Here is a 26,458-nt window from a genome sequence, read left to right as displayed (position 1 = left end):
ATATTCCCGTCTCTCCCATCGCTCCTGTCTCTTTGGAGACCTCCGATCCCTTGCATAAAGGGGGGGGGGGGGTAGATAAATTCAGCCCCAGCATTGATATAATCGCCGAAAAACATGGATTTTATATATGTGTTTGCGAAATAAATAAATATCCCCTGACGAAAGATATAAAAAGAAAGCTGGCCAATGATATATCGAAACAATATTATGAAAATCTTCTCATATTGCTATCCGAAAATCAACAGTGCTGGATTCTTTCCATTCGTCCGCAAAATCGACCGAGGAGAATAATCGAAGTCGTTTGGCGTGAAGACGAAGACCCTCAAAAACTACTGGAAAAAATCGACGGTATCTTCTTCGATATTAGCGAGGAAAACGAACTCCACCTGACCGATGTCGTGGATAGAGTTCGCGATTCTTTCATCGTCAACTCGGAAAAAGTCACCAGTCGGTTTTATAAAGAGTTCAAGTCTCAACTCTCCGAATTCCGTGATTTTATCGCAGGAATCCACACCGAAACCAATCGGGAATGGTATGCCGCCTTGATGTTGAATCGACTCATGTTTATCTATTTCATCCAGAAAAAATCTTTTTTGGACGGAGATAAAAACTATCTGAGAAATAGGCTCAGAAGGACCCAGGAAGAATACGGCAAAAATGAATTCGAGAAAAAATTCTACCGAGTGTTTCTTCGAGTACTGTTCTTAGATGGATTGGGAACTCCTACGGGAAATCGCTCGAAGCATCTCGAAAACACTTTGGGAAGAATCCCATACCTAAACGGAGGTCTGTTCGATATCCATGAAATCGAAAAGGAAAATGAGGATATCGAGATACCGGATGCGGCTTTCGAAAAACTATTCGATTTTTTCGATAAATACAACTGGCATTTGGATGATCGAATCACCGCCTCCGGAAAGGATATCAACCCGGATGTCATCGGTTACATATTCGAGAAGTATATCAACGAGCGCTCGAAAATGGGAGCCTATTACACACAAGAGGATATCACTAACTATATCTCTCGAAATACGATATTGCCCTGCTTGCTCGATAAGGTCAAAGAATCCTGCAAGTCGGCGTTTTATCCCGACAATGGTATTTGGAAGCTGCTTCGGGAGAATCCGAATAACTATATCTATCCCTCGATTCAAAAGGGATGCGATATTCCAGATAAGGACATCCCCGATCACATAGAAAAAGGGCTTGATATCGAAAAATCGGATGTCATCGCCCGACGAGAATTCTGGAACGATTGGACCCCGGATCGATTCGGACTCCCCCGAGAGACTTGGAGAGATACCATTGCAAGGAGAAAATATTATTTTTCGTTGAAAAGGAAAATCGAGAATGGTGAGATCAATGAAGTAGAAGATTTGGTGACGTACAATTTGGATATTGAAAGACTTGTATTGGATATCTTGGACACCTACGAAAAAGAAGACTTTATCAAAGCCTTCTACGAGGCTATTTCCGGTCGATCGATCACCGACGATGAGGACCGCGACAAAGGTATCAAAATACTCGATCCCGCCTGCGGCTCGGGTGCCTTCCTCTTCGCCGCCCTCAATATCCTCGAGCCTCTCTACGAACGCTGTATCGATCGAATGAGAGGTTTCGTTGAAAACGATGATTTGAATCAACAAAGAAAAAAGAATCCGGGGACGAAGGAGACTCGATATTCATATTTCAGATCCATATTGGAGGATATCGATCGCCATCCCAATCCCCGCTATTGGATTTATCGAGAAATCATTCTAAACAACCTCTACGGTGTCGATCTGATGAGGGAAGCGGCGGAGATCGCCAAACTACGATTATTCCTGAAGCTTGCTGCCGAAGCGAATTACGATCCCAAGCACGAAAACTACGGATTGGAACCATTACCGGATATCGATTACAACATTCGCTCCGGAAACTCTCTCGTCGGATTTGCCGACATGGATCGGTTCAAACAAATAACTGGTGGAGAATTCGATTTCCATGGATACCATCGAGCCATCGAAAAAAAGTTCGATGAAATCAAAGAAGCGAGCGACCTGTTCAGGAAGTCGCAATCACAAGAGGATGGTTTTTACCGGCCGGAGAAAAAGAATCTCGAAACGAAGTTATCGGAATTGAATCGTGAAATGAATAATCACTTGAGTGACTCATACGGGATCGGCGAAGATGATATCGACAACTGGATCTCTTCGCATAATCCCTTTCATTGGATCACTGAATTCTATTCCATCATCGAGCAATCCGGCGGATTCGATGTCGTTATCGGAAATCCTCCCTATATAAAATACTCGGTAGCCTCGAAAGAATATGATATACCGGGATACGATACCCAGCCATGCGACAATCTATATGCTATGTTTATCGAGCGTGCCGATCATATATCGAGTGACTACATGGGGATGATCGTTCAGCTTCCTCTGGTATGCACCGATAGAATGATGGCTGCCAGAGATATACTGAGCAAATATCATACTCATTATTTGACCTTTGACGATGCTCCAAGCAAGCTCTTCAAGGATTTGACGCATATTCGGGTTTCCATTTTCCTGACAAAGAAAGGATCCAAAGATAAAAAGACATTTTCGACGAAATACAATCGTTGGTATCAAGAGTGTCGAAATTCGCTTTTTCAATCGGTCAATCTGCATCGAAACGACCACCTAACGGGTTACTTCGGCACCGTTCCTAAAATCGGAAATGATCTGGAAGCATCGATTTATCATAAAATAATGAATATCAAGGGTAGAGTGGGAGATCATTCCTTTGGAGGCAATCAATGCTACTTTCATAATGCCGCGACATATTGGATTCATGCCATTGATTTCGTCTCTTATTTCTGGAATGAACGAGATGGCGAAAAAATGTCAAGCGGAATCAAGCCGATTGCATTTGATACTCGCGAAAAATCCATCGCTGTCTGTTTGATTCTCAACAGTAGCCTATTCTATTGGTGGTACATCGTCGTCTCTGATTGTCGTCATCTCAACATGAGAGATATTGTCAATTTTCCCGTCGATTTGAATGTGCTATCGAAAAAGAGTCGAACTCCGAAACTCATTTCAATTCATGACGATCTTATGGCGAATTTCAAGAAATTCAAAACCACCAAAAGCGCTGAATATCCTCGCACTACCGGAAGAGTCGAATACGATGAATTCCATCCCTCTCATGCAAAATCAATCATCGACCGAATCGACCGTATTTTAGCGGAGCACTACGGCTTTACGGAAGAAGAACTGGATTATATTATCAACTTCGATATCAAATACAGGATGGGAAAATTATTTCACCAGAAGTGAAAGCGGTGTCAGCCACCGCATTGAAAGAGAAAATCGAGCAAGACGCAATCCCCCACATAGAATCACTTCCGCGATAGACCCTCATTCGGCCGCAACCACACGCTTCATGCTTGGCGACTCAATCGGCATACTGCAAGGACATGCGCGTGATCTTGCCCTCTTCGTCCCACCAGTATGAATAATGCACGACTCAGCTGAGCCAATTGACTTCGGTTTTGGCATAGCCTTCCGATGCTTCGATGATCTTTCGATGGCGGAAGGTCTGGCCGCTGCCGATCACCTCGCGGATCGCCCAAGCGCGGATTGCATCATGGCCGTTGAAGGTGCGCGAGACATCGATCATTTCGGCATCCTCCTTGAAACAGGCCATGTAGGCGTCGATGTCCTTGGCATTGGTGCTTTCTGAGTAGCAGGCGATTGCGATCGGCAGATCGTCCTCGGCAACGACCGTTGTTGCGACAAGAAAAACCACGGCGATGAGGTATTTCATGAGCGGTCCCACGTTCGTTATACGGATCGGGTTCATGGCGAGCCGTCAATCTGATTCGCCACATTTATTCACGGGAGTATATTCTTGGAATCTGACCGGCGATCACGAAAAACGGGCTCGGATTTGCGTATCATGGCGCAATACTGATTCTATCCTCGAGCATATTCGCCGGAAAGGCTCGGAAGCGAGACTCATTATCCGGGCAATCTCTATTTGATCTCCGGTGCAGGAAACCATTTATCCATATCCAGTTCGCCGATGTAGATAAAATCCCAACTGTCATATTTCTTGATCGGGGCGAAGATAGATCGGAATTCATTGACATAGAATCGCCCACCACTATGACCTTTGTACTTGCTTATCTTACCGGCCATTTCGGTTGCGATTTGCGGACTACGCTCTTTGCTCAGCATTATTTTTTTCTTCACATTCGGGCGCGGGGTTGATTCATAATGAATATCCTTACCACCCGCCGCCAATTTATAAGGAATTCCAGGATGCGGTCCCACCCACTTATCACCGGGTTTGATTGGATTGCCTGACCAATCGATGGGTTTACCGCTCAATATTTTTTCTTCGAATTCAAATTGTAGCTCTCCTTCATATATACCGGCAAAATAATAATTCTTGGATCCAACCGCAGGAACGATCACTTGCTTATATTCATTGATGTAGAAAGATCCATTTGGTGGGTTGCCGCATGATAATTTGACTTTGTTCACCATTTCTACCAACTCGGGATGCTCTTTCGTTGTCGGATGCCATCGCACGCCCTCTTTGTAGTTATATGTCAATCCGACAATCGACGATCCTTCCTCATGCGATCGCACCGTATATTTGGCATCCTTGCTGACATTTGTCGGGCAGTTTCCACGAAATATCGGAAAATCGGACATGTCAATTCTCCTTATCGAACCATTGTCCGTAGATGACTTTTCCAACATAGACCGGCTGCCATCGCTCTTCGGGAGGATCTTGCACTTTGCGCTTGGTCAATACGACACCGAAGGGGTTCACGATGAAGCGAATCGGACCACCGCTCGATCTGGCCGACCGAAGGGCCAGCATAAGGGTGAAGTCTTGCAGATCCGGATAGATGGAACGACGACCCTCTTCGTCTTCCTGATTGAAATATACCTTGTCGCGAGCGCTCAAATTGAAAGGAAAGCCGACATAAGGCCGTTCCCACGGATCGCCGATTCCGAGTCCTTCGCTATCACCCAAATCGATCGGTTCGTTTTCGTCGAAAGGATTTTCGAATAGCCATCGTCCTTTCAATTCACCGACGATGTAGCGGCGGCCCGAGCCGTCGCTTGCAGGAACGAGCACTTGTCCGTATTCATTGATGATAAACGAGCCCCCGCCACTGCCACCGGCCTTGATCTTGGCATCCATGACCGCATCGGCGATACCGCGAGTCGCCTCGCCATCGAAGGCGGGGCAGGTTCCCGTCCCGGCTTCCCTTTGCCAAAGGATCGTGGGCCACATTCGGCCATTGACATTTTTTAGATGGAAAACCGAGCTATCCCCCGGTATTCGCGCATAGCGGCCGAACCATCTCGATGGTTCGCAGGGTTCGAACTCAGGCTGGGCGTTCATGGTTCGCTTGTTTCAGGATCCGATTTTTCATGATCGTCATCGGGAAACTCCAATCCCCGTTTCAAAGCGTAGAGGAAGAAAAATTGGCCACCCTCTCGAAAGACCGCATGATTCGCACCGTTGATTTCTATCGAACTTACCATACGATTATGATTTTGCAAGGATTGAATCGATGCCACCAGAGAATCCGCATCGACTCCTTTTTCTCGGTCGGATGCGCGACGGGATCCGCGGGCGTACATCTCCCCCCTTTTGACTTTCTTGGAGATGATCCCGCCGGACTTGCGCTTGAAGCGCAGACCGCTTTCCGCTACCGGTAAATCCCCGAAAGGATAGGAATCCCCGGGATTTGCACCCTTGGCCCACTCATCCGGGGAGATATCGGGGCGGCTTGAATCGGGACCGGACGAAGAAGACGCATACTCCAAGGGCTTTTCCATCCGCATCACGAATCTCGTCTCCCACCGATCCTCGATGGGGACCCGTACCAACACATATCCTTGCTTCGGGGTGATTTTGAATTTGCCGGGACCACCCTTGGCTTCGATAACCGCCTCGGCAAGGGCTCTCGTATCCAGCGCATATCGACCTTCGCCATTGCGCACGTTGCGTTGCGCATCGCAGCTATGCTCCGTACCTTCATATTGACCGGAATAAACAGCTCCCGGAGCCAGCAGATCGAGCGGCATTTGCGTTTCGGTCGGGAGCGGGGTTTTGGGCGGACCGCTTCGCTCCACCGGGGCATCCGGAATATCCCACATCCAATAGCGATTCTGCTCGACTCCGGTCGTTTCCTCCCAACTGATTTTTCCGTATATCGCTTCGTCGCTGCTATTGCTTGCATAGAGCACGTGAATGCACGATGTCTTTTCCTCCCCGTCCTTTCCTCGGTGGCGCCGAAGGACTCGGCCCAAACTCTGGATACGCTGCCTGACCGAGGCGGAGGATGCGACGATGATTCCGACATCGACCGCCGGCACGTTGAAACCCTCGATCAGCGAACGCGCGGATACGATGATTCGAGCGGCACCACGACGAAAAAGGTCGAGCCCCGCTTCTCGGATCGAGCTCGGCAATTCGCTGTGTTCGGCGATGACCGGTAGTCCAAGACCATGAAGCCGAAGGTATAGACGCATGACTTCTTCGATGCTCTCGTGAAAGAGGATCACCCGAGCGTTTTCGTTGACTTGGAACTCGTCCTCGATCAACCTTTGAACCGCATCGCCGCGAGAGTCCAAGCGGCTCAACAACTTGCGACGCCTCGTCGAGTCGGAGACGAATCGCATCGCAATGGCCCCGACTTCGCCTTTGTTGCGAGCGGCCAAGCTCCGAGCCCAAGAAAAGAGATCACCGCCGGACGGGCGGGAATCTCGATAACTCATCAGATGCTGCCTTGAATCCGTGATCGAACGCGATAGCGCCTCGTATTTCATCCGCTCCGCCGGATTCATCGGCAAGCCGTAGTGATTGATCGTGAATTTGGGCACCAGCCCCTCTCGCAGAGCATCCGCAAGATTGAATTCATAGATGATCCGACCGAGCGCCCGACCGACGGGGGATCGATCGTAATCGGCATCGTCACCCTCTCGCTCCGGCGTTGCGGACAATCCGAGCGACCATCTTCGGGGGGTCTCGAAAACCCGCGAGTTCTCATGCGCGCCGGTACGATGACATTCGTCCACGACCAGCATCAGACGATCTCCCACCCGCGATTTTTCGACGACCCGGGAGAGTTGCGTTCGGGCGGAGGCGAGCACCGCGATGAGGATCCGCCGGCCGTTTTCGAAATCGTCTTTATGGTTATCACCCAAACGGCCAATCGCCCCTTGCGGGATGTTGCCGTGCTCGAGCAGCGCGTCATACCATTGATGCATCAACACGATGGTGGGGACGACGATGGCAAGCCGCAATTCGCTGTCTTGGGTGTTTTGCACTCGCTCGGCTATCGCCAAGGCAAGAAAGGTCTTGCCACCGCCGGTGACGACCTTGACCGTCCCCCTACCGCCGTTTTCGAACCAGCGATCGATGCAAAGACGCTGCCATTCGTAGGGCTCGATGCCCCTCGTCAACTCCCACCGATCGGGCAAGGCAATGGACCGGGGCGATTTCTCCCCGCCCTCATCGCCGTCGTCGACGATCCGCTTGGCATCCTCCTTGGACATCCATTCCAGCAAGCGCAACTGATGCAGCAATAGCCGCTCTTGGGAATGAAAGGGAACTTCCGGTCGATCTTGATGTGTTGTCATATTCATTTGACGATGGCATCCGACGATGGCATCGCGCATCTTGATCCGACAAAGCCGGCGATGTGCCGGGTGTCTTCGCTACGGGGTTGGCGAGGGCGATCCCGAGGGATTCGATATCCGCCCTCATCCGGCGGACGAGGATAATGCTATCGGCGAAAGGTTACAATCCTCGCCCTGTCACCATGTTGCCATCGATATTGTCATCGCATCAGAATAGCCGCTTGGAAGTGCTTCACCCATGAATTCGGATTCCGGATATCCGCTGCGGACGCAATATCGCCTGCGCAATCACCCGAAGCGGAACAATCCGCTCAGCGGTGCGATCTACTTCCTGCGCGGAATTCCCCTTGCCTTGCGTCCCGGGATTCGACGTTATATCTTACTGCCTTTGCTCATCAACATCGGGGTATTCTCCACGGCCGTCTATTTCGGAGCGGACTGGCTCGATCGCACCGTCGATCAAGCGCTGCCCGAATGGGAGTGGCTTGAATTCGTGCGCTGGATCTTGATTCCGGCCTTCGTGGCCGGGGTGCTCGTTGCCGGATTCTTCGTATTCAACCTCGTTGCCAACCTGATCGCGGCTCCCTTCAATGGGCTGTTGGCCAATGCCATCGAAGAACGAATCCTCGAACGAGGGGAAAAATCCAACGCCAAGACGGGTAGCGCGCGCGGGATATTCACCGGCATCGGAGCCGCCATCGCCTCGGAATTGCGCAAATTCTCGTACATCGCTCTGCGCTGCATCCCCCTGCTGCTATTGTTCTTGATCCCCGGACTCAACCTGCTCGCCCCGCTGCTATGGCTACTGCTAGGAGCATGGATGATGGCCATTGCCTACATGGATTATCCGATGGCGAACCATGATCTTGAATTTCCCGAACAGCGCCGACTGCTGAAAGGAAAATGGCTACTGTCGATGGGCTTCGGGTGGGCGGTGATGCTCGCTCTGGCCGTGCCCTTGGTCAATTTTCTGGTGATCCCCTGCGCGGTGGCGGGAGCGACCTTGATGTGGGTCGAGCAGTTCGAAGACGAGGCTTAAGCGACGATCGAAGTGACGATCGATGAACGATCGGTCACCCGTCGGCTGCTCGGTATTCGCATGGTCGATGAAAATCTCGGGCAAATTTTCGGCGACCATCGGGCGAACGAGGGGATAATCACCGACTGGCGCATGAGACCGAAGGATCTCGAAATCCACCATCCGGCACGGAATACCGAGCGACCCAAGGCTTGATGGAAAAAAGAAGATTCGGCCTTTTCGATCTCGGTGGGGATCGAAAAAGAATTGCAATCGACGGCGAATACAGGAAAATTGACCAAGATGTCGGAGATGACAAGCCCCGGGGCCGAGCCTGCCAACCGGCCCATGCTGACCGGTCGACCGGTCCACGATGAGGATTTCGCACCCTCAAGAGGCGACCTTGCGCGAAAAAAAGCCGGCGAATCCATCGGGCCATTATCGACCTTCGAATCCGATCGAACCAAGAGATCGATCTCCTGCCACCGTACTTTCGATGCTTGATAACCGATGCTTGATAACGGCTTCGAGCCGAAGGCATCACCGATAACCCCCCCAAGGAGGTAAAGGCATGGCCAAAGGGCGTAAGAGAAAAGAGGGTGATCATGATAGACCGGATTTCAAGCCCTACAAAGAAAAGCGAGGGGAGGAATATATGAATCCCCGTCAGGTGGAGCATTTCCAAGCGATTCTTTCGGGGTGGAAGAAAAAGCTGATGACCGGTGTGGATCACACCCTCAATCATATACAAGATCAGTCGGCGAACTTCCCCGATCCCAACGATCGAGCGACCCAGGAATCGGAATTCGCATTGGTGCTGCGGACCCGGGATCGCGAACGCAAACTGATACGCAAGATCGACGAAACCATCACCTCGCTCAATAACGGCGATTACGGTTTTTGCGAGACCTGCGGCATCGAGATCGGAATTCGACGATTGGAGGCCCGTCCGACCGCCACACTGTGCTACGACTGCAAGGTGATCGACGAGATCCACGAAAAGCAAAAGGGCTGAAAAACACCGCTCGACACCCAAAACTTCGATCCGACCGGAAACGATATGAACCATCTATCGACATCTCGGCGCTCGATCGGCCCTCCACCTCCTTGCTCCTTCCACGAAATCGGGAGATTTTCTCCTCCAATTCGATCATCGAAGGATTCTCGCCTTCCCCTTGCAACGAGGATAGCCGGCGCATCCTAAAAAACGACCATATCGACCCTCTCGCTCGACGAGCCATCCGGTTTCGCATTCGGGGCATTTCGGGTAGCTCGCACCGCAGATGCATGCCATCAGCCCGGTTTTATCGTCTTCGACGGGAAGAGTGCGACGGCAACTCGAACATGCGTTGATGGAAAATCCGCATAGATAGATATGCTCGCAGCGATACCATATCCTCCCGTCCTTGGTCGGAAAAGGCAGCATGCTTCCTCCACATTCGGTGCAAAGATGATTCGTCGTCTCCTGCATATCGCTGACGACACCATATTCGGGATCTTCGATCAATTCCTTTATAAAAACCGATTGCATCAAAGCCGAGGCGATAAGGGTTACCGTATGACGCGCTCGGGTCAAAGCGACATACATCACCCGACGCTCCTCCGCGTTTTCGAATGGCTCGGCCTCGGGCGATACCATATCCAAAAGAGGATCGTCGACGATCTCCGAGGGAAAGCCCGCTCGCCCTCTGGATAAGTTCAAGACAATCACATGATCCGCTTCGAGTCCTTTCGATGCATGAATCGTTTTGAATGTGATATCCAGATGCGAATGTTCGCTTTGCAATCGAGAAAGGGCGATCGGAGCGAGATATCGATAACGTCCAAGAAGCAAAACCGATGTCTTTTTTTGCCGATCCGATATCGATGCCAGCAAGCGGATCTCCTGTTCGAGTTTTTGTTCGATATCGCGGTGGAAGATCGAAACCACCCTCAATGCCGGGGCCTTCGCCACCCCCGCAGGCTCGACGGTCTTTTTCATCTGCGCCGGATTTTTCAAAATGAATCTCTTGGCGGCATGGGCGATGCGATCCACGGATCGAAATGTTCGACCGAGATCGACCTCTCGATGAATCCCCTTTTTTTCATCGAAGGTGCCACCGAATTCCGATGCGAAATTCCGCATGAGATTGATATCCGATCCGGCGAATCGATAGATCGACTGCCAATCATCGCCCACGGCAAAAATACGAGCATCCAGATGTTGGGCTTTCAAGGCTTTGACCAAACGACCCCGACCCCGTGAAATATCCTGAAACTCATCCACCAAAATATGCTTGAAGGGGCTTGCGTACTTTCCATCTTCGACATATTCGGCGGCTCTCGTGATCATATCCTCGAAATCGATTCGATCCTCCAAGCGCTTTTGATATTCCGCATAAAGGGGTTCGAAGATGGCAAGAAACGCTTGGGCGCGATTTCCCAGATTCAAAACCCTCGCCCTTTGCAAACAATCCTCTATTCGATAATCCCCGCCTTTGTAGTGGCGCAAAAAAGTTCCGACCAACTGAACGAAACTGTCGATCTGATTCAACTTGGCCACTTGATCGAAAAGCGTTTCCGGAGGTCTCGGTGCGATGGTTTCATATTGCATGACACTATCGGCCAATACTTTCAATAACCGACCTTCTTGATTTTGATAGCTGAAAGTCTCGATCAGCGTGGTTTGATATCGAGCATGAACCTCGCGCTTCCATTCCATTTGTTTCAGGTATTTTTCTCGATCGACAAAAGAAGCCGTCGTCAGTCGGTAATTTCCATCTTTATCTTTTTCGCGACGAACCCCGAAATGCTCGATATAGACCCCGCTTTTGGTCAGAAGAAAATCCGGACAGTAATCACGATATCCCTCCCCGGGTTCTTTATGTGGATATACATGTTCGTACTTGTATTCGATACCGTTTGCATAAAGCCAATTGGCGATCATCAATTCCTCGAAACTCCTGACCTTATGGCTTTGCAGTGTCCGCAGATCCATTTTTTCGACATAGAGATAGTAATCATGCTTCGTCTTGAAATCCCACTCGCTCTTTTCCTCCAAACGAGCATGAGAAAACCAAGCGATAATCGCTCGGGAAACTTCAGGTTTCGTTCGCACCAATTCCCGGAGAATCTCCCCGATCAATGCCAAAAACGCCTTGTCATCGGTCGCATGCTGCGCCAAGGCGGGCTTGCTGCCTTCGACCTCACCGATGATCTCGTATGCCAAAGAGTGAAATGTTTTCGCTTTTAAGGGATTGCCGCATTTTTCTTCGATCCGATCGGACATCTCCTTGGCTGCATCCTTGGCATAGGCGAGCAATAGAACTTCTTCCGATTTTCGGATACCCGATTCGATCAAATAACCGGCCTTGGCGGTGATGACGCTGGTCTTTCCGGAGCCCGCCCCGGCAAGCACCAATGTCGCATCTTCGTCGGCGACAATCGATAGACGCTGCTCCGGGGTAAGGGGATTGTTTTCGAAGACATCGAAAAAATCCTTCCATTTCGGGATTTGCCTTACCTCGTATCGGGCAATCGCCTCCTCCCGCATCGCCGTGGCATTTTCGGCGAATCCCTGTATCTTTCTAGCCTTGGATTGAATATCGGCGCTCAATATCTCCAAAGGAAGGTTGATAAGCAAATTCGAACTCAAATCCTTCGCCTGCACCAAAATCGGATCGACCAAACATGCCGACGGATAGGCCATCGGATTCGAAAACCCATCCACCATATCTATAACCTCATCGATGGACTCCCTTTTCGCTTCGAACCTTGCGGTGTTGAACTCAATCCAAGCGGTCTTCAAAGACCAAGCAAAAGATGCCGCCTCATCCCGGCGAACACCCTTCAAAATAAAGGTCGTACCATCATTCAATGTCACCACCAACCGGCGTAAAAAACCCCACCCCTCGACCACCGGAGCCTTGGCAAGTCTTTCCACATGAACGACACCGGCATTTCTTCCCCGTATCGACAAGCGATAATCACGATACCCAAGCCCTCGGGCATGCCTGCCGAAGGGATTGAGAAGAAGCGCCGCCAACGGCCTTGGTTTGATATCGATCAACTCAACTTCATCCTTTTGAAAATACGATTCTCATTGAAAATATTTTTCTCATTTGAAGCCATTCACTTGGCTTATCGATCATGGTTGGATCGAGACCGCCAACGAAATCGCCAAAGAAAGAGCGAACCTGCAGGTCTGTTCGACAAGAAAAAAGATGGAATTTTCGATACCTCCACATCAATATCGGATGATTCGTTCAAGAGAATCGATGGACCGATGCATACCGATACGCTCTTCAAACCTGTCAGAGACTCCTTTCCAAGAACACCTTTTGGGATATCCTTGTATTTTGCCAAAGAATCGAGGTGTCGGGCAATCCGGAAGTATCGGGTTTTGGATTGCCCATTTCACGGTCATTCGATTAAAGCGCACTTCATTGAATGAAAAATACGAGTTGTGGTCGAGAAAAACGATAGGGATATTTTTGCCGATGTCCGAGTGTTTTGACAAACCCTCCTCGCAAAGCGGCCTTGCATCCGCTCGAAACCGAGGAGTTGCGGGTGGGGAGGTCGATGATAGACGGGGGCTTCGGGGTCGTTTTGCGCCCTCGCCTACCGGGGATTTGCATTTCGGGTCGTTGATCACCGCGCTCGGTAGTTATCTCAGTATGCGGCGGGGTGCAGGGAAGTGGCTTGTAAGGATCGAAGATATCGACACTCCTCGCTCGGTGCCCGGGGCGGCGGATGCGATTTTGCGCCAACTGGAACGCCTCGGGCTGCTATGGGATGAGGAGGTGATCTACCAAAGTCGGCGTATCGAGGTTTACGAGGAGGCTTTGGCCGCTCTCGCTCGAAGGGGTCTGACATTTCCTTGCGCATGCTCTAGAAAGGATCTCGGGGGCGGGATTTATCCCGGTACTTGCCGCAACGGGATCGCCCCGGGGCGCTCGGCTCGATCGACTCGGATGCGTATCGATGATGAGAGCATCGGGTTTATCGATGCGATCCAAGGTCGCTTCGTCGAGGATCTCGCTCGTAGCACCGGGGACTTCGTGGTGCATCGAGCGGACGGGATCGTCGCCTACCATTTGGCGGTGGTGGTGGACGATGCCGAGCAGGGGATCGGCGAGGTGATGCGCGGATGCGATCTGCTGAGTTCGACGCCGAGGCAGATAGTGCTGCAACGCGCCCTCGGTCTGCCGCAGCCTGTCTACGCGCATCTTCCGCTGGCGGTTGATCGCGTGGGCAACAAGCTCGGCAAGCGCGATCGCTCCGAGGCGATCGCATCTCATCCGCCGGCATCGATACTGCGGGCCGCGCTTCGTTTTTTGGGCCAAAGCCTGCCGCCCGAGGCACGCACGCGATCGGGAAGGCGAGACGAGCCCCCCGAGGAGATCATCGACCAAGCCATTATCGATTGGGATCCGAATCGGATCCCGAAGCGGCAAGAGCAAGCGGTTTTCGCCGATTTTTCGAGGAATCGTGAAGTGGCCGCGAAATGATATTCATGGCACTGATCGAGAGATCGGGCTCTTCGTTTCCAAGTCCGGTTTTCGATGGATAGAAGATTGATGATCGATGGTCGCCGATGCCTTCGGCCATCGCTTTTACCCCTGATCGCGAATCGGTCTTCGGCGCTCGGCCGCAAGCAAGTTCCGAAAAAACGCAGCCGGTGATTTTGTTCGTTTTCGATATCGAGCATCATCGAGTATCGGCCGGCGGCGATGCCAAGAGCCCATCTCATCGCCTCGCCGCCGGATCCGAGATTCAGCCCTTAGGTCCTCTCTCATGCCTCCAATACACCTCGCCTTCATCGGCCCGGGCGAGCACTCTGGCGGCAACGAAAAGATAATCCGAGAGGCGGTTGACGTAGCAACGACTGACCGGATTGATCTCCTCGGTCGATGTCAATTCGACCAAAACGCGTTCGGCGCGCCGACACACCGCCCTTGCCAAATGCACCGCCGAGGCCCTCGCCCCTCCGCCCGGCAATATGAACTCTTTCAAAGGAGGTAGATCGGCATTGAGGAGATCGAGTGCGGATTCAAGGCGATCGACCCGCTCTTGTTCGACCATCGACGTACCCGGCATCGCCAACTCTCCGCCGATATCGAAAAGCGTATGCTGCACATCGGTCAAGGTTTCACCGATCGCCTCCGGCAAGGGGTGGGTGAAAACGATTCCAAGGCAACAGTTGAGTTCGTCCACCGTCCCCATGGCCTCGACTCTCGGGGCGCTCTTGGAAATGCGCACCCCCCCGACGATGCCGGTCGTCCCATCATCGCCGGTGCGCGTATAAATCCGGGTCAATCGATTTCCCACAGGCTGATACCCCCTTTGCAAGGATTGAATGTCGATGCCGAACCTTCGATATTCCGAATAGGATCGGCCTTTCCATGATGCAAAGCATCGTTTTTTCGTTTCTCGGCGCAAGCCGTCATCGGCGAATCCCCGGATTTTCGAGATCTCGATATCTTGGAGTTCGATATTCCGGGTTTCAATATCCGAATGAAGGATTCGCAGGCTTGGAAAACAAAGACCCGAGTACGATACTCCAGCCTTCGCCTTACCCATGACCTTGCTACCCACGACTCGAACCCGCCACAGGCTACCCGAACATGAAAGATTTGCTGCTCGATACCCCTTGCGATCCCTCGATCGCAGTGATCCCTTTGACCACCGACACCCTACCCGCTTGGCAAGAAAACGCTCCCATCGAAGCCGCCACTTGGGTCAAGAGCACCGGATTTTCCGCCCGTCCCGGCGAGCGATGCTTGATCCCGGATCGCGATCATCGCCTCGATTGCGTGCTGGTGGGCATCGAAGCGGACGACGATCCATGGTGCCTCGCCCATCTTCCCGATCTGCTTCCCGACGACACCCCCTGCCATCTCGATAACCGATGGACCACCTCGGCCATCGAGGCCGGCGCATTGGGCTGGGCCCTTGCCGCCTATCGCTTCGATCGTTATCGCAAAAACGAAAGTCCTTCCGCCACGCTCTTTCCCGGCTCCGCCGAGATCGCAATGCGCGCGCGTAAAAAAGCGCAGGCGGTGGCCAGAGTGCGAGACCTCATCAACACTCCGGCCTGCGACATGATGCCAAGGGATTTGGCCGATACGACCCTCGAGATCGCCCGGCGTCATGGGGCGGATCTACGGATCATCGCCGGAGACGAGTTGCTGGAAAAGGGATATCCGGCCATCCATGCCGTCGGACGGGCCAGTGCCCATGCCCCTCTGCTCATCGATCTGCGCTGGGGTGATGAAAACGCCCCCCTCGTCGTGCTGGTGGGCAAGGGAGTGTGCTTCGATTCCGGCGGACTCGATATCAAAAACGCCGCCGGCATGCGGTTGATGAAAAAGGATATGGGCGGCGCCGCCCATGCCATCGCCCTTGCCGAGTTGATCATGCAGTCCTCGCTCGATCTACGCCTGCGAGTGCTGATACCGGCGGTGGAAAATGCGATCTCCGGCAATGCCTTTCGCCCCGGAGATATCCTCGCCACCCGCAAGGGGCTGTCGATCGAGGTCGACAATACGGATGCCGAAGGCCGGGTGGTGCTGAGCGACGCCCTGCACGAGGGGGCATCGGAAAAGCCCGATCTGATGATCGACTTCGCCACCCTCACCGGTGCCGCTCGCATCGCTCTGGGGTACGAATTACCGGCGATGTTCACCGACGATGACGATATCGCGCACGGTATCGAGGCTGCCGGACGCAAGGTGCACGATCCGGTCTGGCGCATGCCCTTACATGCCCCTTACCGAAGGCTCATCCGAAGCCGGATCGCGGATATCGCCAACGCCACCTCGAAGGCGCCCGGCGGCGGGGCCGGCGGGGCGATCACCGCCGCCCTCTTTTTACAAGCCTTCGTCCCCGACGGAATCCCTTGGGTGCATTTCGACATCATGGCGTGGATGAGTCGCGCCCGCCCCGGGCGTCCCGAAGGCGGAGAGGCGATGACGCTAAGGGCGGTCTTCGAGTTCTTGGAAGGGTGGCAAAAGCGTTGAGCCGAGGATCGGGTTGCCCGAAGCGCTCGGGGCTGCGCTTGGATGGAAACGGGCTTCGACGAGCTCCGTCCTTTCCGCGTGTCGGGGTGCCCTTGGTCGGTGCACCTTTGATTGCGCAGCTGATTGCGCAGCGGTCGATATGGCATGGTATCGACATCGTTGTTGGAACATCATTGATAACACCGGAGTGAAGCGTAGATGTCCACCTCGGAAAGCACCCACCCCAACCGCATCAAGAAGCGCATCGAGGATCGGCAAGCGGACCCAGCCGGGCGGGTGGCCGCTCTTGAACGCCTTGTGGAAATCGCCGAAGCCCGTGCGGCCGAAGAACGCCAATCTAACCGCGAAGAACGCCGGGTTGCTTGGAGTGTCTACGCGATTCTTGTCATGGCGATGGTTGGGGCGATGGCATCGTTAGTCGGGGCGATCACATCGTTGGTGTCTTGATAGCGCCTTTATCGACGTATTGTAGTTGGGGCATCATTGATAACACTGGAGTGAAGCGTAGATGTCCAACTCGGAAAGCATCCACCCTAACGGTGTCGAGAAACGCATCGAGGATCGGCAGCAAGCGGACTCAGCCGGGCGGTTGGCCGCTCTTGAGCGCCTTGCGGGAATCGCCGAAGCCCGTGCGGTTGAGGAACGCCAAGAGAATCGCGAAGAACGCCGAGCGAACCGAATCGAACGTCGGGTTGCTTGGAGTGTCTACGGGATTCTTGTCTTGGCAGTCGTTGGAGCGATCGCATCGTTGGGATCTTGATAGAAGCCTTCATAGTCTTCGTAATAGCGCTCTTCGTCGGATAAATCGCACAGTTCGCCTACACGCACTTCTCGGATTGCGTGATGGAAGGGTGGGATAGGATAGATACTGCAGAACTCCCTGAAAATGATGAAACTCTCTATCTGCAAGTCATAGAATTCAAGGATGGTGGGTATATAGAACCTGTGCTCTGGAAGGAATCCCGTAAGACTGGAGACCCTAGGGTGCAGGTGCTTCTTTATAATGAACCTGCTGAGCCAAGAGGATAGTGGCCTGCTCCGACATCTGAATCACCAACAAAGGAGAAATGAAATGCGTGAATCAAAATCCTCACTTAGTCAAGAGGAGATCAAAATAATCCATGACAAAGTAATGGATGTAGTATGCCATGCGTTTGTTCGTGGTGAAGTTGTCATTGATCAGCAACAGATTGACAATATTTTCAATTGCGTAACGACTGCTTATCTCAATGCCTGTCGATCTGCGGACAAAATTCTATCATTGGATAAAGCGCAGATTGACCAATTGGTTGAGCAATACAACGATGCAAAAAGCCGAGGTTAGCCAAAAACTAGCCTCGGCTTTTTTATGCGCCCGTGGCGTGCGGTCACCAAAAGTGCAGGGCTTATGCGGAGTCCGGCGGACACCTCGTCTTCCACCTTCGAACGGCCTCGGCGAATCCCGCTTCGTTGTTCGATGCCACCGTCTCGAAGCGTTCTCGCATCGATTCGGGGGCGTTCTCGACCACGAAGGCATGCCTCGCCCATTCCAACATGTCGAGATCGTTGTAATCGTTCCCGATGGCGAAGGTGGCGGCGGGGTCGATTCCATGGCGCCGCCGCACCCACTCCGAGGCGCGTGATTTGGAGGTGCCCAAGGGAAATATCTCCACCCAGGTCGATGCATGATCGAGGGGCGAGGTGGTGCGCACGACATTCACCTCGGGAAACTCTTGCGCGATGGTATCCAAACACGATCCCATCCCCGGGGGCTCGATCGCCAAGAGCTGACCGACCCCGGCATCCGAACGGACCGAGGGCGTCGCTTGCGATAGATCGTCGAAAAAACCGGCATAGCGCGCCAAACGGTCCTCGAAATCCACATTGGGTATCGAGCGGGAAGCGCGGTGCACATAACAGCGATGGGTCTCGGGCGGGGCATGGTGCACCGTGAAATCCACCGACAAGGAAACGAGCCTTTGAATCAGGCGATCCGCCAGATCCGAATCCATCTCGCAGGTGAAAAGAAGTTCTCCCGAGGGCCATGCAACGATCCCGGCGCCGCTGGAAAACGCCAGATAGTCCACCGGGAATTTCGAATCCATGACCTTGGAAGCGGAGTGCAGCGATCGTCCCGTCGCCACCATGCGCACCGTCCGGGCTCGATCCGCAGATTCCAAGACCTTGCGATTCGCATCACCTAAGCGGGCATCGGAATCGAGCAATGTGCCATCCAGATCCGTCACCAGAAGGCGCTTTGAAACGCCGGCGTCAGCGGGGAGCGTGTTCACGATGGATCGTCATCCTCGAATGGAAAAAGCAAGGGCTGGAAAGGGAAATCGAACGCTCCATCCGAAGGCGACGATCGAGTGCCCGATATCGTTGCGAACGGAAGAGGTGTCTGATAGAGAGATCGTGCGGGAATTATCAAGGCGCATAGTATGCAGCACTCGGCCGGGACATTCGATTCCGTCGATCCCAAGGGATCCGAGAAATCCCGAGCGATGCCGCCCTCGGTTTCGGGTACGGCAACGCCCGGCCATCGACGATGGATTCGAGCCACCGGCATCTTCGGGATCGATTGCCGTGCCCCGCGAAAGGGGGATGGAAGAATCGCCTCGCACCCTTTCTTCGTCTTCGGGCTTCGTCTTCGGTCTTCGGCGAGATCGAAGCGATATCCGCGCGTTATCCCCGATCATCGCCCACCGCACGAATCCCGCCGATAGCGCTCGTGCCTGAAATACAAACACTGCGAACGCCCTTCGATCGACGAAGGCGATGTCGATCTTGCGCAGACCCCGACACCGAAATACCTCGATATCGATGACAAGGATCTCGATCACTTGACCGATCGAGGGCGATCTTGTCTACAATACCCGACTGATTTGGTCAGGAATACCGAACCGGCCGACGAGGGTCGAAGTCTTCAAGGAATTCGATTCGAGCGAGCGATGCGATAAGGGGTACTTGAAAGGGGCGCCCGGAGGCATCAAATCGTCTTGGTGAGCGAAATCGGCCGATCTTTGTTGCCAACATTGCAAGCATTGCGAAATAACCCATAAGCCGGAGAGCAGACATGAGCAACAGCCTTGGCGAAGTCGACACCCTTGTACGACGCGAATACCAGCACGGGTTCGTAACCGATCTCGAATCCGATACCGTCCCCCCGGGGCTGGACGAAGATGTCGTGCGGCTGATTTCGCGCAAAAAAGGCGAGCCGGAATTCCTCACCGAATGGCGCCTGCGCGCTTATCGCCACTGGCTGACGATGTCCGAGCCGAATTGGGCGAATCTCGATCATCCGCCGATCGACTACGGCGCGATCTCCTACTACTCCGCCCCGAAATCCGACAAGGACGGCCCCAAGAGCCTCGACGAGGTCGATCCCAAACTCTTGGAGACCTACGAAAAACTCGGCATCCCGCTGGCCGAACGGGCGGCGTTGGCCGGGGTTGCGGTCGATGCGGTTTTCGACAGCGTTTCCGTCGCCACCACCTTCAAGGACAAACTCGCCGAGCAAGGGATCATCTTTTGCTCCTTCTCCGAGGCGGTCCGCGAACACCCGCACCTGATCGAGCAATACCTCGGCACCGTCGTCCCCTACACCGACAACTTCTTCGCCACCCTCAACTCCGCGGTTTTCAGCGACGGATCCTTTTGCTACATCCCCAAGGGCGTGCGCTGCCCGATGGAGCTTTCCACCTACTTCCGCATCAACGCCGCGAAAACCGGGCAGTTCGAGCGCACCTTGGTCATCGCCGACGAGGGCAGCTATGTCAGTTACCTCGAGGGCTGCACCGCTCCGGCGCGGGATGAAAACCAGCTCCACGCCGCGGTGGTCGAGCTCGTTGCGCTGGCCGATGCCGAAATCAAGTACTCCACCGTGCAGAACTGGTATCCCGGGGATGAAAACGGCGTCGGCGGCATCTATAACTTCGTTACCAAGCGCGGCGATTGCCGAGGGGATCGCTCGAAGATTTCATGGACCCAAGTGGAAACCGGCTCGGCCATCACTTGGAAATATCCGAGCTGCGTGCTGCGCGGCGACGATGCGGTGGGCGCTTTTTATTCCGTGGCGCTGAGCAATCTCCGCCAACAAGCCGATACCGGCACCAAGATGATCCACCTCGGACGCAACACCCGCAGCACCATCATCTCCAAAGGCATCTCGGCGGGGCGCGGACAAAATGCCTACCGAGGATTGGTGCAGATCGGCAAGGGAGCGGAGAACGCCCGCAACTACACCCAATGCGATTCCCTGTTGATGGGAGATCGCTGCGGCGCCCATACCTTCCCCTACATGGAAGTGAAAAATCCGAGCGCGAAGGTCGAGCACGAGGCCACGACATCGAAAATCAGCGACGACCAACTCTTCTACTGCCGTCAACGCGGTATCGGGGAAGAGGATGCGGTATCGATGATCGTCAACGGATTTTGCAAGGATGTATTTCGCGAACTGCCGATGGAATTCGCGGTCGAGGCCCAGAAATTGCTGGAAGTCAGCCTCGAAGGGGCGGTCGGTTAGTCATCGGCTTCGCCAATCACCGCCCGCAACCATCTCCCGAAACAATCGCCGCGCACCCATCATCATCACCCTCAGCCATCTTTCAAAATATCGCCTTCGAGGACATCTTCGAGTCATGCTCAAAATCACCGATCTTCGCGCCAACGTCGACGACAAGGAAATTCTCAAAGGCCTTAACCTGCACGTACCGCCGGGCGAGGTGCACGCGATCATGGGCCCGAACGGATCGGGCAAAAGCACTTTGGCCCATATCCTTGCCGGACGAGAGGGCTACGAGGTCACCAAAGGCGAGGTTCTGCTCGAGGGAGAATCGCTGCTCGATCTCGCTCCGGAAGAGCGGGCCTACCGGGGAGTGTTTTTGGCATTCCAGTATCCGGTGGAAATCCCCGGGGTCAATAACACCTACTTCCTCAAAGCCGCGGTCAACGCCCTGCGCCGTCATCAAGGGCAACCGGAACTGGATGCGATCGATTTTCTCGGCTTGGTGCGCGAGAAACTGGAGATCCTCCATCTCGACGAATCCTTGTTGAAGCGCGGGGTCAATGTCGGCTTCTCCGGGGGCGAGAAAAAGCGCAACGAGATTTTTCAGCTGGCACTGATGGAACCCAAGGTCGCGATCCTCGACGAAACCGACTCCGGTCTCGATATCGATGCCCTAAAAGACGTAGCCAAAGGAGTCAACGCCCTGAGAGGGCCGGAATTCTCGGCCATCGTCGTCACCCACTACCAGCGCCTGCTGGATCATATCGCCCCGGATCGCGTGCATATTCTCAGCGAGGGACACATCTTTCGCTCCGGCGGCATCGAACTCGCCCACGAACTCGAAGCCAAGGGATACGAGGGATTGGTACGCACCGAGGCCGGCTCATGAGCGCACCGACTCCTACCGATACCCTCTCGGCGGGGGCGAAGGCCTATATCGAAGCCTTCGCCGAACGAGAAGACGAACTGCCCGGTCGGGGCTTGAAGTGGCTGCACGATGCGCGGCGAGAAGCCATCGATTTCTTCTCGCGCACCGGTTTTCCCACGCAACGCAACGAGCGCTGGAAATACACCAATGTCGCACCGATCGAGAAACGATCCTTCGATTTGAATCGCAAAGTGCCCTTGCCGTCGAGGACCCCGCTTTCGGGCGATCTTTGGACCGAAGGCGACCGCCAAGCCTTGCGCTTGGTCATCGACGACGGGATTGTCAACCCCGCCCTTTCGAACCTCGATGGGCTGCCTCAAGGTCTGTTCGTCAAAGGACTTGCCGAAGCCATCGACGTCGAAAGCGTTGGACTGACCCTGGCACCCGGTTTTGCGCTCGAATCCAAGTTGACCCGCATCGCCCCGGCCCGAAACGATGCCTTTTGCGCCCTGAATACCGCGCTGATGGATAGCGGAGCGGTGATCTTCGCACCGCCGGGGACGGTCTTGGAGCGCCCTTTGCACCTGATCTTTCGAGTCGGGAGCGGCGAAAAAGCGCTTTTCCCTCGCATCCTGATCGCCGCCGGCGCCGGCGCCCGCATGACGGTGATCGAGCATTTTTCCGGCCCCGCCGATGCCGACTATCTCGAAAATGCGGTCACCGAGATCGACCTCGCCGAGGATGCAGCGCTCAGGTATATCAAGATGCAGCGATCCGGCAGCAAATCCTGGCATCTGGCGACGCTGCGCGCCCGCATCGAAGCCCGCGCCGAATTCCGCTCATCGGTGCTCTCGCTCGGTGCGCGGCTTTGCCGCCACGATATCGATATCGAACTCCAAGGAGAAGAGGCTCGTTGCTCCCTCGACGGGCTGTATCTTGCGGACGGACGGCGGCATACGGATTTTCGCGCCAATATCGAACATACATTTGCGCACTGCAAGAGCGATGTGTACTGCAAGGGGATCGCGGCCGGTCGCGGACGCGGGGTGTTCAACGCCCGCGCCCATGTTCACCCCGATGCGCAAAAGAGCGAGGCCCACCAGACCAATCGCAACCTTCTTTTATCGCGCGATGCCGAGATCGACACCAAACCCCAGCTCGAAATCCATGCCGACGACGTGAAATGCTCGCACGGTGCGACGGTCGGCCAACTGGACGATCAGGCGCTTTTTTACCTGCGCAGCCGCGGCATCGATCTCGAAAGCGCTCGCGCCATGCTGACCTTGGGCTTCATCCGCGACATCGTCGAGCGCATCGAGGATCCCGATCTTCGCCGGATGATCGGAAAAGCGACGCTTGCGCATCTGCCGGGGATGGGGCTTGACGGAGAATTATCGGAGGCCTTCACATGATCGAAATCGAAAGCGGCACTCGCCGATTCCCCCCCACCGCCCTATCCGCCGAGGTCGCCACCGCTCCGAGCGTATCCTTCCCGGCGGCGAAGGAAAGCGCAGCATCGCCCGACAAGCATCCGGAGCGGCGATCGTCGAAGGGCTCGTTCGATGTCGAGGCGATGCGCGCCGAATTCCCGATCCTCTCCCAGCAAGTCAATGGCCACCCGCTCTCCTACCTCGATAACGGTGCCACCACCCAAAAACCGCAGCGGGTGATCGATACCCTTCGCCGCTATTACGAATCGGACAACGCCAATATCCACCGCGGCCTGCACTCGCTGAGCGAACGGGCCACGCGCGATTGCGACAAGGCCCGGGAGACGATCCGATCCTTCATCAACGCCTCGGATCAACGAGAAATCATCTTCGTTCGCGGCACCACCGAGGCTTTGAATCTCGTTGCCCAGAGCTACGCCCGCCCCCGGCTACAAGCGGATGACGAGATTCTGATCACCACCTTGGAGCATCATTCGAATATCGTCCCTTGGCAGCTGGTCTGCCGACAAACGGGGGCGAAACTGCGGGTGGCGCCGATCCACGACAGCGGGGAACTCGATCTGGAGGCTTTGAAGGGGATGCTCGGTCCTCGCACCCGCGTGGTCGCCCTCACCCACGTCTCCAACGCTTTGGGTACCGTCAATCCGGTGGCCGATATCATCGAGATGGCCCGCGCCCAAGGTGCCATCACGGTGCTGGACGGGGCTCAAGCGGTGGCCCACGGTGCGATCGACGTCCAAGACCTGAATTGCGACTTCTACGCCTTCTCCGGCCACAAGGTCTACGGTCCGACCGGGATCGGAGTCCTTTTCGGGCGCAAATGCCTGCTGGAGGAGATGGAGCCTTGGCAAGGCGGAGGAGACATGATACGAACCGTCTCCTTCGAGGAATCGACTTGGAACGAACTGCCCTATCGCTTCGAGGCCGGTACCCCGAATATCGCCGGAATCATCGGGCTCGGGGCGGCGATCGAATTCATGGCCTCGATCGATATGGATGCCGTCGTCGCCCACGAAAAAGACCTCCTCGCCTATGCGACCGAGGCCTTGGATGGGCTTTCGAATATTCGCATCATCGGCACCGCTCGCCACAAAGCGGGGATCCTCTCCTTCGTGATGGACGGGGTGCATCCGCACGATATCGGCACCATCGCCGATCAGCACGGAGTCGCCATCCGTGCCGGACACCACTGCGCGATGCCCTTGATGAAGCGTTATCGGGTTCCGGCCACCTCCCGGGCATCGCTGGCGCTTTATAACGATCGAAAGGATATCGATGCCTTGGTAACCAGCCTCCAAAAGACGAAGGAGATCTTCCGTCTATGAGCGACCTGCGCGAACTCTACGAGGAGGTGATCCTCGACCATAACCGCAATCCGCGGAACTACCCTCGCCGTCCGGAGAAGACCAACCACTCCGCCCACGGCTTCAACCCCGTCTGCGGCGACGAGTTCTTCGTGCACCTGCATGTGGACGAAAACGGCATCATCCAGGATATCGGATTCGACGGCGCCGGATGCGCGATTTCCACCGCTTCGGCATCTTTGATGACCGAGGCCCTCAAAGGCCTTCATACCGATGAGGTCGAACGGCTCTTCGGGCAGGTCCATTCGCTGCTGACCGAGGAGCGACAGGTCGGCGGTCCCGATGATTTTTTGGGAAAACTCACGGTGCTCACCGGGGTCAAGCAATATCCGATGCGCGTCAAATGCGCAACCCTTGCATGGCATACGATGCGAGCCGCCATCGCCGACGATTCCGAAACGGTGTGCACCGAATGATCCCTTGCAAGAGGGCGGCAACTATCGGCACCGCCATCGCCGATCGCCACCTGCGCACCCTGATCGGTGCATCCTCGGAGGCATCCTCTTTGCGTGGATGCTTCCGAGAAAAGCCATAGCGGGAGTCGAAACCCTCTTCAATAAAAAAACGCCGAGCGCTTCGGGCAAGCGCAGATCCCGAACGAGCAAAAAGACGGGCAAAGGAAGCGGCGAGAGGAGTCCATCATGGAACACCGAGACACCGCATTGATCACCGGCGCCTCCGGCGGTATCGGCTTGGAGCTGGCCAAGATACATGCCGCCGGCGGTGGGGACTTGGTTTTGGTCGCACGCTCCAAAGACAAACTCGATCGAATCAAGGCCCGGCTGGAAGCCGACCACCGGATCACCGTCACTGTGCTACCTTGCGATCTGGCGCACCCCGATGCGGCGCAACGAATCTTCAAGCAAACGCAGCAGTTGGGCATCCATATCGACGTGCTGATCAACAATGCCGGTTTCGGCGGTCACGGCCGATTCCACCAACGCGATCTGGCGGACGAACAAGCCATGATGCAAGTCAACATGGTCAGCCTGACCAACCTCACCCACCTCTATCTACCTGACATGATCGCCCGTCGGCATGGTCGCATACTCAACGTCTCCTCCGTCGTATCGTTCATGCCCGGCCCCTTGCAAGCGGTCTATTACGCCACCAAAGCCTTCGTGACATCGTTTTCCCAAGCCGTGGCGCAAGAGGTGGCCGAGCATCGAATCACCGTGACCGCGCTTTGTCCCGGTCCGGTGGATACGGGCTTCGTCGAAGCCGGCAATCTCGAGGGGGTCGGTGCTTGGAAGAACGCCAAGTCCGCGCAATCGGTGGCGCGTTTCGGCTACCGCGCGATGCAACGAGGCGAACTGATCGCGATCAACGAACCGCGATTACGATTGATGGTGAATTGGATCATGCCCTTCTTGCCGCGAAAAACCCTTTTGAACTTCTCGCAACGGCTCATGGAAAAGAACAGCCCTTCTTGAACCCAAGGTACCCCTTCATGACGCATGCCGATCAATTCGTATCGTCCAAACCTACGATACTTACGCAAGAAAGCGAAGACTCGCCGAGCGAGTCGGAGCGATTTCTGTCCGAGGCGGAGATCGAGCCGAACCGGCCCGCTTCGGCTTTTGTCGCACCGCCCGCCCACCCTTCGCTCGAATCCGCGCAAGGCTTGGAGCCGG

The 26,458-nt window shown here is 54.6% G+C and carries 26 protein-coding genes; 19 read left to right on the top strand and 7 right to left on the bottom strand.

Going from position 1 to position 26,458, the window contains the following annotated elements:
- Window positions 1-32: 32 nt before the first annotated feature.
- Window positions 33-3,302 (top strand): Eco57I restriction-modification methylase domain-containing protein, encoded by a 3,270-nt coding sequence (locus tag BF99_RS0117190; protein ID WP_025772068.1) that lies wholly within the window; start codon window positions 33-35, stop codon window positions 3,300-3,302.
- A gap of 190 nt (window positions 3,303-3,492) precedes the next feature.
- Here the strand turns inward: BF99_RS0117190 and BF99_RS0117185 are convergent, their stop codons facing one another.
- From BF99_RS0117185 to BF99_RS0117170, 4 genes are all read right to left on the bottom strand, one after another.
- Window positions 3,493-3,792 carry a nuclear transport factor 2 family protein gene (locus BF99_RS0117185; protein ID WP_025772067.1) on the bottom strand — a complete coding sequence of 100 codons (300 nt, stop codon included), beginning with the start codon at window positions 3,790-3,792 and terminating at the stop codon, window positions 3,493-3,495.
- Window positions 3,793-4,001: 209 nt separating this feature from the next.
- On the bottom strand, window positions 4,002-4,688 hold the full coding sequence (locus tag BF99_RS0117180) for a hypothetical protein (protein ID WP_025772066.1): 687 nt from the start codon (window positions 4,686-4,688) through the stop codon (window positions 4,002-4,004).
- A 1-nt stretch (window position 4,689) separates the two neighbouring features.
- On the bottom strand, window positions 4,690-5,391 hold the full coding sequence (locus tag BF99_RS0117175) for a hypothetical protein (RefSeq protein WP_025772064.1): 702 nt from the start codon (window positions 5,389-5,391) through the stop codon (window positions 4,690-4,692).
- Window positions 5,388-7,643 (bottom strand): DEAD/DEAH box helicase, encoded by a 2,256-nt coding sequence (locus BF99_RS0117170; protein ID WP_197019205.1) that lies wholly within the window; start codon window positions 7,641-7,643, stop codon window positions 5,388-5,390. Before BF99_RS0117170 ends, BF99_RS0117175 begins: the two co-directional genes overlap by 4 nt.
- Before the next feature lie 232 nt (window positions 7,644-7,875).
- On the opposite strand from BF99_RS0117170, the gene cysZ reads away from it, so the two are divergent.
- The 3 genes from cysZ to dksA all read left to right on the top strand — a co-directional run bounded on the left by cysZ (window position 7,876) and on the right by dksA (window position 9,670).
- A complete protein-coding gene (cysZ, locus tag BF99_RS0117160) occupies window positions 7,876-8,676 on the top strand; it encodes a sulfate transporter CysZ (RefSeq protein ID WP_025772061.1) in 801 nt (266 codons plus the stop codon).
- 12 nt (window positions 8,677-8,688) lie between these two features.
- Window positions 8,689-8,871 (top strand): hypothetical protein, encoded by a 183-nt coding sequence (locus tag BF99_RS0117155; protein WP_025772059.1) that lies wholly within the window; start codon window positions 8,689-8,691, stop codon window positions 8,869-8,871.
- Window positions 8,872-9,226: 355 nt separating this feature from the next.
- Window positions 9,227-9,670 carry an RNA polymerase-binding protein DksA gene (gene dksA, locus BF99_RS0117145; protein ID WP_025772057.1) on the top strand — a complete coding sequence of 148 codons (444 nt, stop codon included), beginning with the start codon at window positions 9,227-9,229 and terminating at the stop codon, window positions 9,668-9,670.
- Between the two features lie 135 nt (window positions 9,671-9,805).
- Here the strand turns inward: dksA and BF99_RS0117140 are convergent, their stop codons facing one another.
- Entirely contained in the window at window positions 9,806-12,343 is a 2,538-nt protein-coding gene (locus BF99_RS0117140) for a UvrD-helicase domain-containing protein (RefSeq protein WP_197019204.1), read from the bottom strand.
- Between the two features lie 40 nt (window positions 12,344-12,383).
- Between BF99_RS0117140 and BF99_RS23530 the strand changes: the two genes are divergently transcribed.
- From BF99_RS23530 to gluQRS, 3 genes are read left to right on the top strand one after another with little or no spacing between them, the layout of a single operon-like run.
- Window positions 12,384-12,581, top strand: coding sequence for a hypothetical protein (locus BF99_RS23530; RefSeq protein ID WP_197019203.1), 198 nt, complete (start codon window positions 12,384-12,386; stop codon window positions 12,579-12,581).
- Entirely contained in the window at window positions 12,578-13,087 is a 510-nt protein-coding gene (locus BF99_RS23120) for a hypothetical protein (protein WP_156013431.1), read from the top strand. The genes BF99_RS23530 and BF99_RS23120 overlap by 4 nt, the downstream gene beginning before the upstream one ends.
- A 46-nt stretch (window positions 13,088-13,133) precedes the next feature.
- Window positions 13,134-14,144, top strand: coding sequence for a tRNA glutamyl-Q(34) synthetase GluQRS (gene gluQRS, locus BF99_RS21380; protein ID WP_081759334.1), 1,011 nt, complete (start codon window positions 13,134-13,136; stop codon window positions 14,142-14,144).
- 265 nt (window positions 14,145-14,409) lie between these two features.
- Here the strand turns inward: gluQRS and BF99_RS0117120 are convergent, their stop codons facing one another.
- Complete coding sequence (locus BF99_RS0117120; protein ID WP_025772054.1) at window positions 14,410-14,964, bottom strand: cob(I)yrinic acid a,c-diamide adenosyltransferase; 555 nt, start codon at window positions 14,962-14,964, stop codon at window positions 14,410-14,412.
- Between the two features lie 296 nt (window positions 14,965-15,260).
- Between BF99_RS0117120 and BF99_RS0117115 the strand changes: the two genes are divergently transcribed.
- From BF99_RS0117115 to BF99_RS23115, 4 genes are all read left to right on the top strand, one after another.
- The gene (locus BF99_RS0117115; protein ID WP_025772053.1) at window positions 15,261-16,655 is read left to right on the top strand and encodes a leucyl aminopeptidase family protein; all 1,395 of its coding nucleotides are present in this window, start codon (window positions 15,261-15,263) and stop codon (window positions 16,653-16,655) included.
- Between the two features lie 198 nt (window positions 16,656-16,853).
- Window positions 16,854-17,102: a hypothetical protein gene (locus BF99_RS0117110; RefSeq protein ID WP_025772052.1), complete on the top strand. Its 249-nt coding sequence runs from the start codon at window positions 16,854-16,856 to the stop codon at window positions 17,100-17,102.
- Between the two features lie 61 nt (window positions 17,103-17,163).
- Window positions 17,164-17,415, top strand: a complete 252-nt coding sequence (locus BF99_RS0117105; RefSeq protein WP_025772051.1) for a hypothetical protein — start codon at window positions 17,164-17,166, stop codon at window positions 17,413-17,415.
- A gap of 312 nt (window positions 17,416-17,727) precedes the next feature.
- Window positions 17,728-17,979, top strand: a complete 252-nt coding sequence (locus tag BF99_RS23115; RefSeq protein WP_156013429.1) for a hypothetical protein — start codon at window positions 17,728-17,730, stop codon at window positions 17,977-17,979.
- 61 nt (window positions 17,980-18,040) lie between these two features.
- Here BF99_RS23115 and BF99_RS0117095 read toward each other — a convergent pair whose 3' ends face one another.
- Complete coding sequence (locus BF99_RS0117095) at window positions 18,041-18,925, bottom strand: HAD family hydrolase (protein WP_025772049.1); 885 nt, start codon at window positions 18,923-18,925, stop codon at window positions 18,041-18,043.
- A 295-nt stretch (window positions 18,926-19,220) separates the two neighbouring features.
- On the opposite strand from BF99_RS0117095, the gene BF99_RS23110 reads away from it, so the two are divergent.
- From BF99_RS23110 to BF99_RS23845, 8 genes are all read left to right on the top strand, one after another.
- Window positions 19,221-19,373, top strand: coding sequence for a hypothetical protein (locus tag BF99_RS23110; RefSeq protein WP_156013427.1), 153 nt, complete (start codon window positions 19,221-19,223; stop codon window positions 19,371-19,373).
- Between the two features lie 337 nt (window positions 19,374-19,710).
- Window positions 19,711-21,159 (top strand): Fe-S cluster assembly protein SufB, encoded by a 1,449-nt coding sequence (gene sufB / locus BF99_RS0117080; protein ID WP_025772047.1) that lies wholly within the window; start codon window positions 19,711-19,713, stop codon window positions 21,157-21,159.
- Window positions 21,160-21,274: 115 nt separating this feature from the next.
- A complete protein-coding gene (gene sufC / locus BF99_RS0117075; protein WP_025772046.1) occupies window positions 21,275-22,030 on the top strand; it encodes a Fe-S cluster assembly ATPase SufC in 756 nt (251 codons plus the stop codon).
- Window positions 22,027-23,421, top strand: a complete 1,395-nt coding sequence (sufD, locus tag BF99_RS0117070) for a Fe-S cluster assembly protein SufD (protein ID WP_025772045.1) — start codon at window positions 22,027-22,029, stop codon at window positions 23,419-23,421. Before sufC ends, sufD begins: the two co-directional genes overlap by 4 nt.
- A 161-nt stretch (window positions 23,422-23,582) precedes the next feature.
- Entirely contained in the window at window positions 23,583-24,785 is a 1,203-nt protein-coding gene (locus BF99_RS0117065) for a cysteine desulfurase (protein WP_038098888.1), read from the top strand.
- Window positions 24,782-25,240 carry a Fe-S cluster assembly sulfur transfer protein SufU gene (gene sufU / locus BF99_RS0117060; protein ID WP_025772043.1) on the top strand — a complete coding sequence of 153 codons (459 nt, stop codon included), beginning with the start codon at window positions 24,782-24,784 and terminating at the stop codon, window positions 25,238-25,240. The genes BF99_RS0117065 and sufU overlap by 4 nt, the downstream gene beginning before the upstream one ends.
- A gap of 225 nt (window positions 25,241-25,465) precedes the next feature.
- On the top strand, window positions 25,466-26,257 hold the full coding sequence (locus tag BF99_RS0117050) for an SDR family NAD(P)-dependent oxidoreductase (protein WP_025772042.1): 792 nt from the start codon (window positions 25,466-25,468) through the stop codon (window positions 26,255-26,257).
- A 17-nt stretch (window positions 26,258-26,274) separates the two neighbouring features.
- The coding region (locus tag BF99_RS23845; RefSeq protein WP_231471440.1) for a hypothetical protein at window positions 26,275-26,458 on the top strand (184 nt) is incomplete at its 3' end.

This window comes from Thioalkalivibrio sp. HK1, from assembly GCA_000583135.1.
Taxonomy (GTDB): Bacteria; Pseudomonadota; Gammaproteobacteria; order HK1; family HK1; genus HK1.
Note: the sequence above shows the minus strand (reverse complement) of the source record. Positions and strands in the feature narration are given on the sequence as shown.

Excerpts from the sequence above, each read along its gene's own strand:
- sufC (WP_025772046.1), top strand. The coding sequence starts at position 21,275 with ATGCTCAAAATCACCGATCTTCGCGCCAACGTCGACGACAAGGAAATT.
- BF99_RS0117105 (WP_025772051.1), top strand. The coding sequence starts at position 17,164 with ATGTCCAACTCGGAAAGCATCCACCCTAACGGTGTCGAGAAACGCATC.
- BF99_RS0117065 (WP_038098888.1), top strand. The coding sequence starts at position 23,583 with ATGCGCGCCGAATTCCCGATCCTCTCCCAGCAAGTCAATGGCCACCCG.
- sufU (WP_025772043.1), top strand. The coding sequence starts at position 24,782 with ATGAGCGACCTGCGCGAACTCTACGAGGAGGTGATCCTCGACCATAAC.
- BF99_RS23530 (WP_197019203.1), top strand. The coding sequence starts at position 12,384 with ATGGACTCCCTTTTCGCTTCGAACCTTGCGGTGTTGAACTCAATCCAA.
- BF99_RS0117115 (WP_025772053.1), top strand. The coding sequence starts at position 15,261 with ATGAAAGATTTGCTGCTCGATACCCCTTGCGATCCCTCGATCGCAGTG.
- BF99_RS0117110 (WP_025772052.1), top strand. The coding sequence starts at position 16,854 with ATGTCCACCTCGGAAAGCACCCACCCCAACCGCATCAAGAAGCGCATC.
- gluQRS (WP_081759334.1), top strand. The coding sequence starts at position 13,134 with ATGTCCGAGTGTTTTGACAAACCCTCCTCGCAAAGCGGCCTTGCATCC.
- BF99_RS0117050 (WP_025772042.1), top strand. The coding sequence starts at position 25,466 with ATGGAACACCGAGACACCGCATTGATCACCGGCGCCTCCGGCGGTATC.
- BF99_RS0117170 (WP_197019205.1), bottom strand. The coding sequence starts at position 7,643 with ATGAATATGACAACACATCAAGATCGACCGGAAGTTCCCTTTCATTCC.
- BF99_RS0117140 (WP_197019204.1), bottom strand. The coding sequence starts at position 12,343 with ATGGCCTATCCGTCGGCATGTTTGGTCGATCCGATTTTGGTGCAGGCG.
- BF99_RS23120 (WP_156013431.1), top strand. The coding sequence starts at position 12,578 with ATGAACGACACCGGCATTTCTTCCCCGTATCGACAAGCGATAATCACG.
- BF99_RS0117180 (WP_025772066.1), bottom strand. The coding sequence starts at position 4,688 with ATGTCCGATTTTCCGATATTTCGTGGAAACTGCCCGACAAATGTCAGC.
- cysZ (WP_025772061.1), top strand. The coding sequence starts at position 7,876 with ATGAATTCGGATTCCGGATATCCGCTGCGGACGCAATATCGCCTGCGC.
- sufB (WP_025772047.1), top strand. The coding sequence starts at position 19,711 with ATGAGCAACAGCCTTGGCGAAGTCGACACCCTTGTACGACGCGAATAC.
- BF99_RS23115 (WP_156013429.1), top strand. The coding sequence starts at position 17,728 with ATGCGTGAATCAAAATCCTCACTTAGTCAAGAGGAGATCAAAATAATC.
- BF99_RS0117175 (WP_025772064.1), bottom strand. The coding sequence starts at position 5,391 with ATGAACGCCCAGCCTGAGTTCGAACCCTGCGAACCATCGAGATGGTTC.
- dksA (WP_025772057.1), top strand. The coding sequence starts at position 9,227 with ATGGCCAAAGGGCGTAAGAGAAAAGAGGGTGATCATGATAGACCGGAT.
- sufD (WP_025772045.1), top strand. The coding sequence starts at position 22,027 with ATGAGCGCACCGACTCCTACCGATACCCTCTCGGCGGGGGCGAAGGCC.
- BF99_RS0117185 (WP_025772067.1), bottom strand. The coding sequence starts at position 3,792 with ATGAAATACCTCATCGCCGTGGTTTTTCTTGTCGCAACAACGGTCGTT.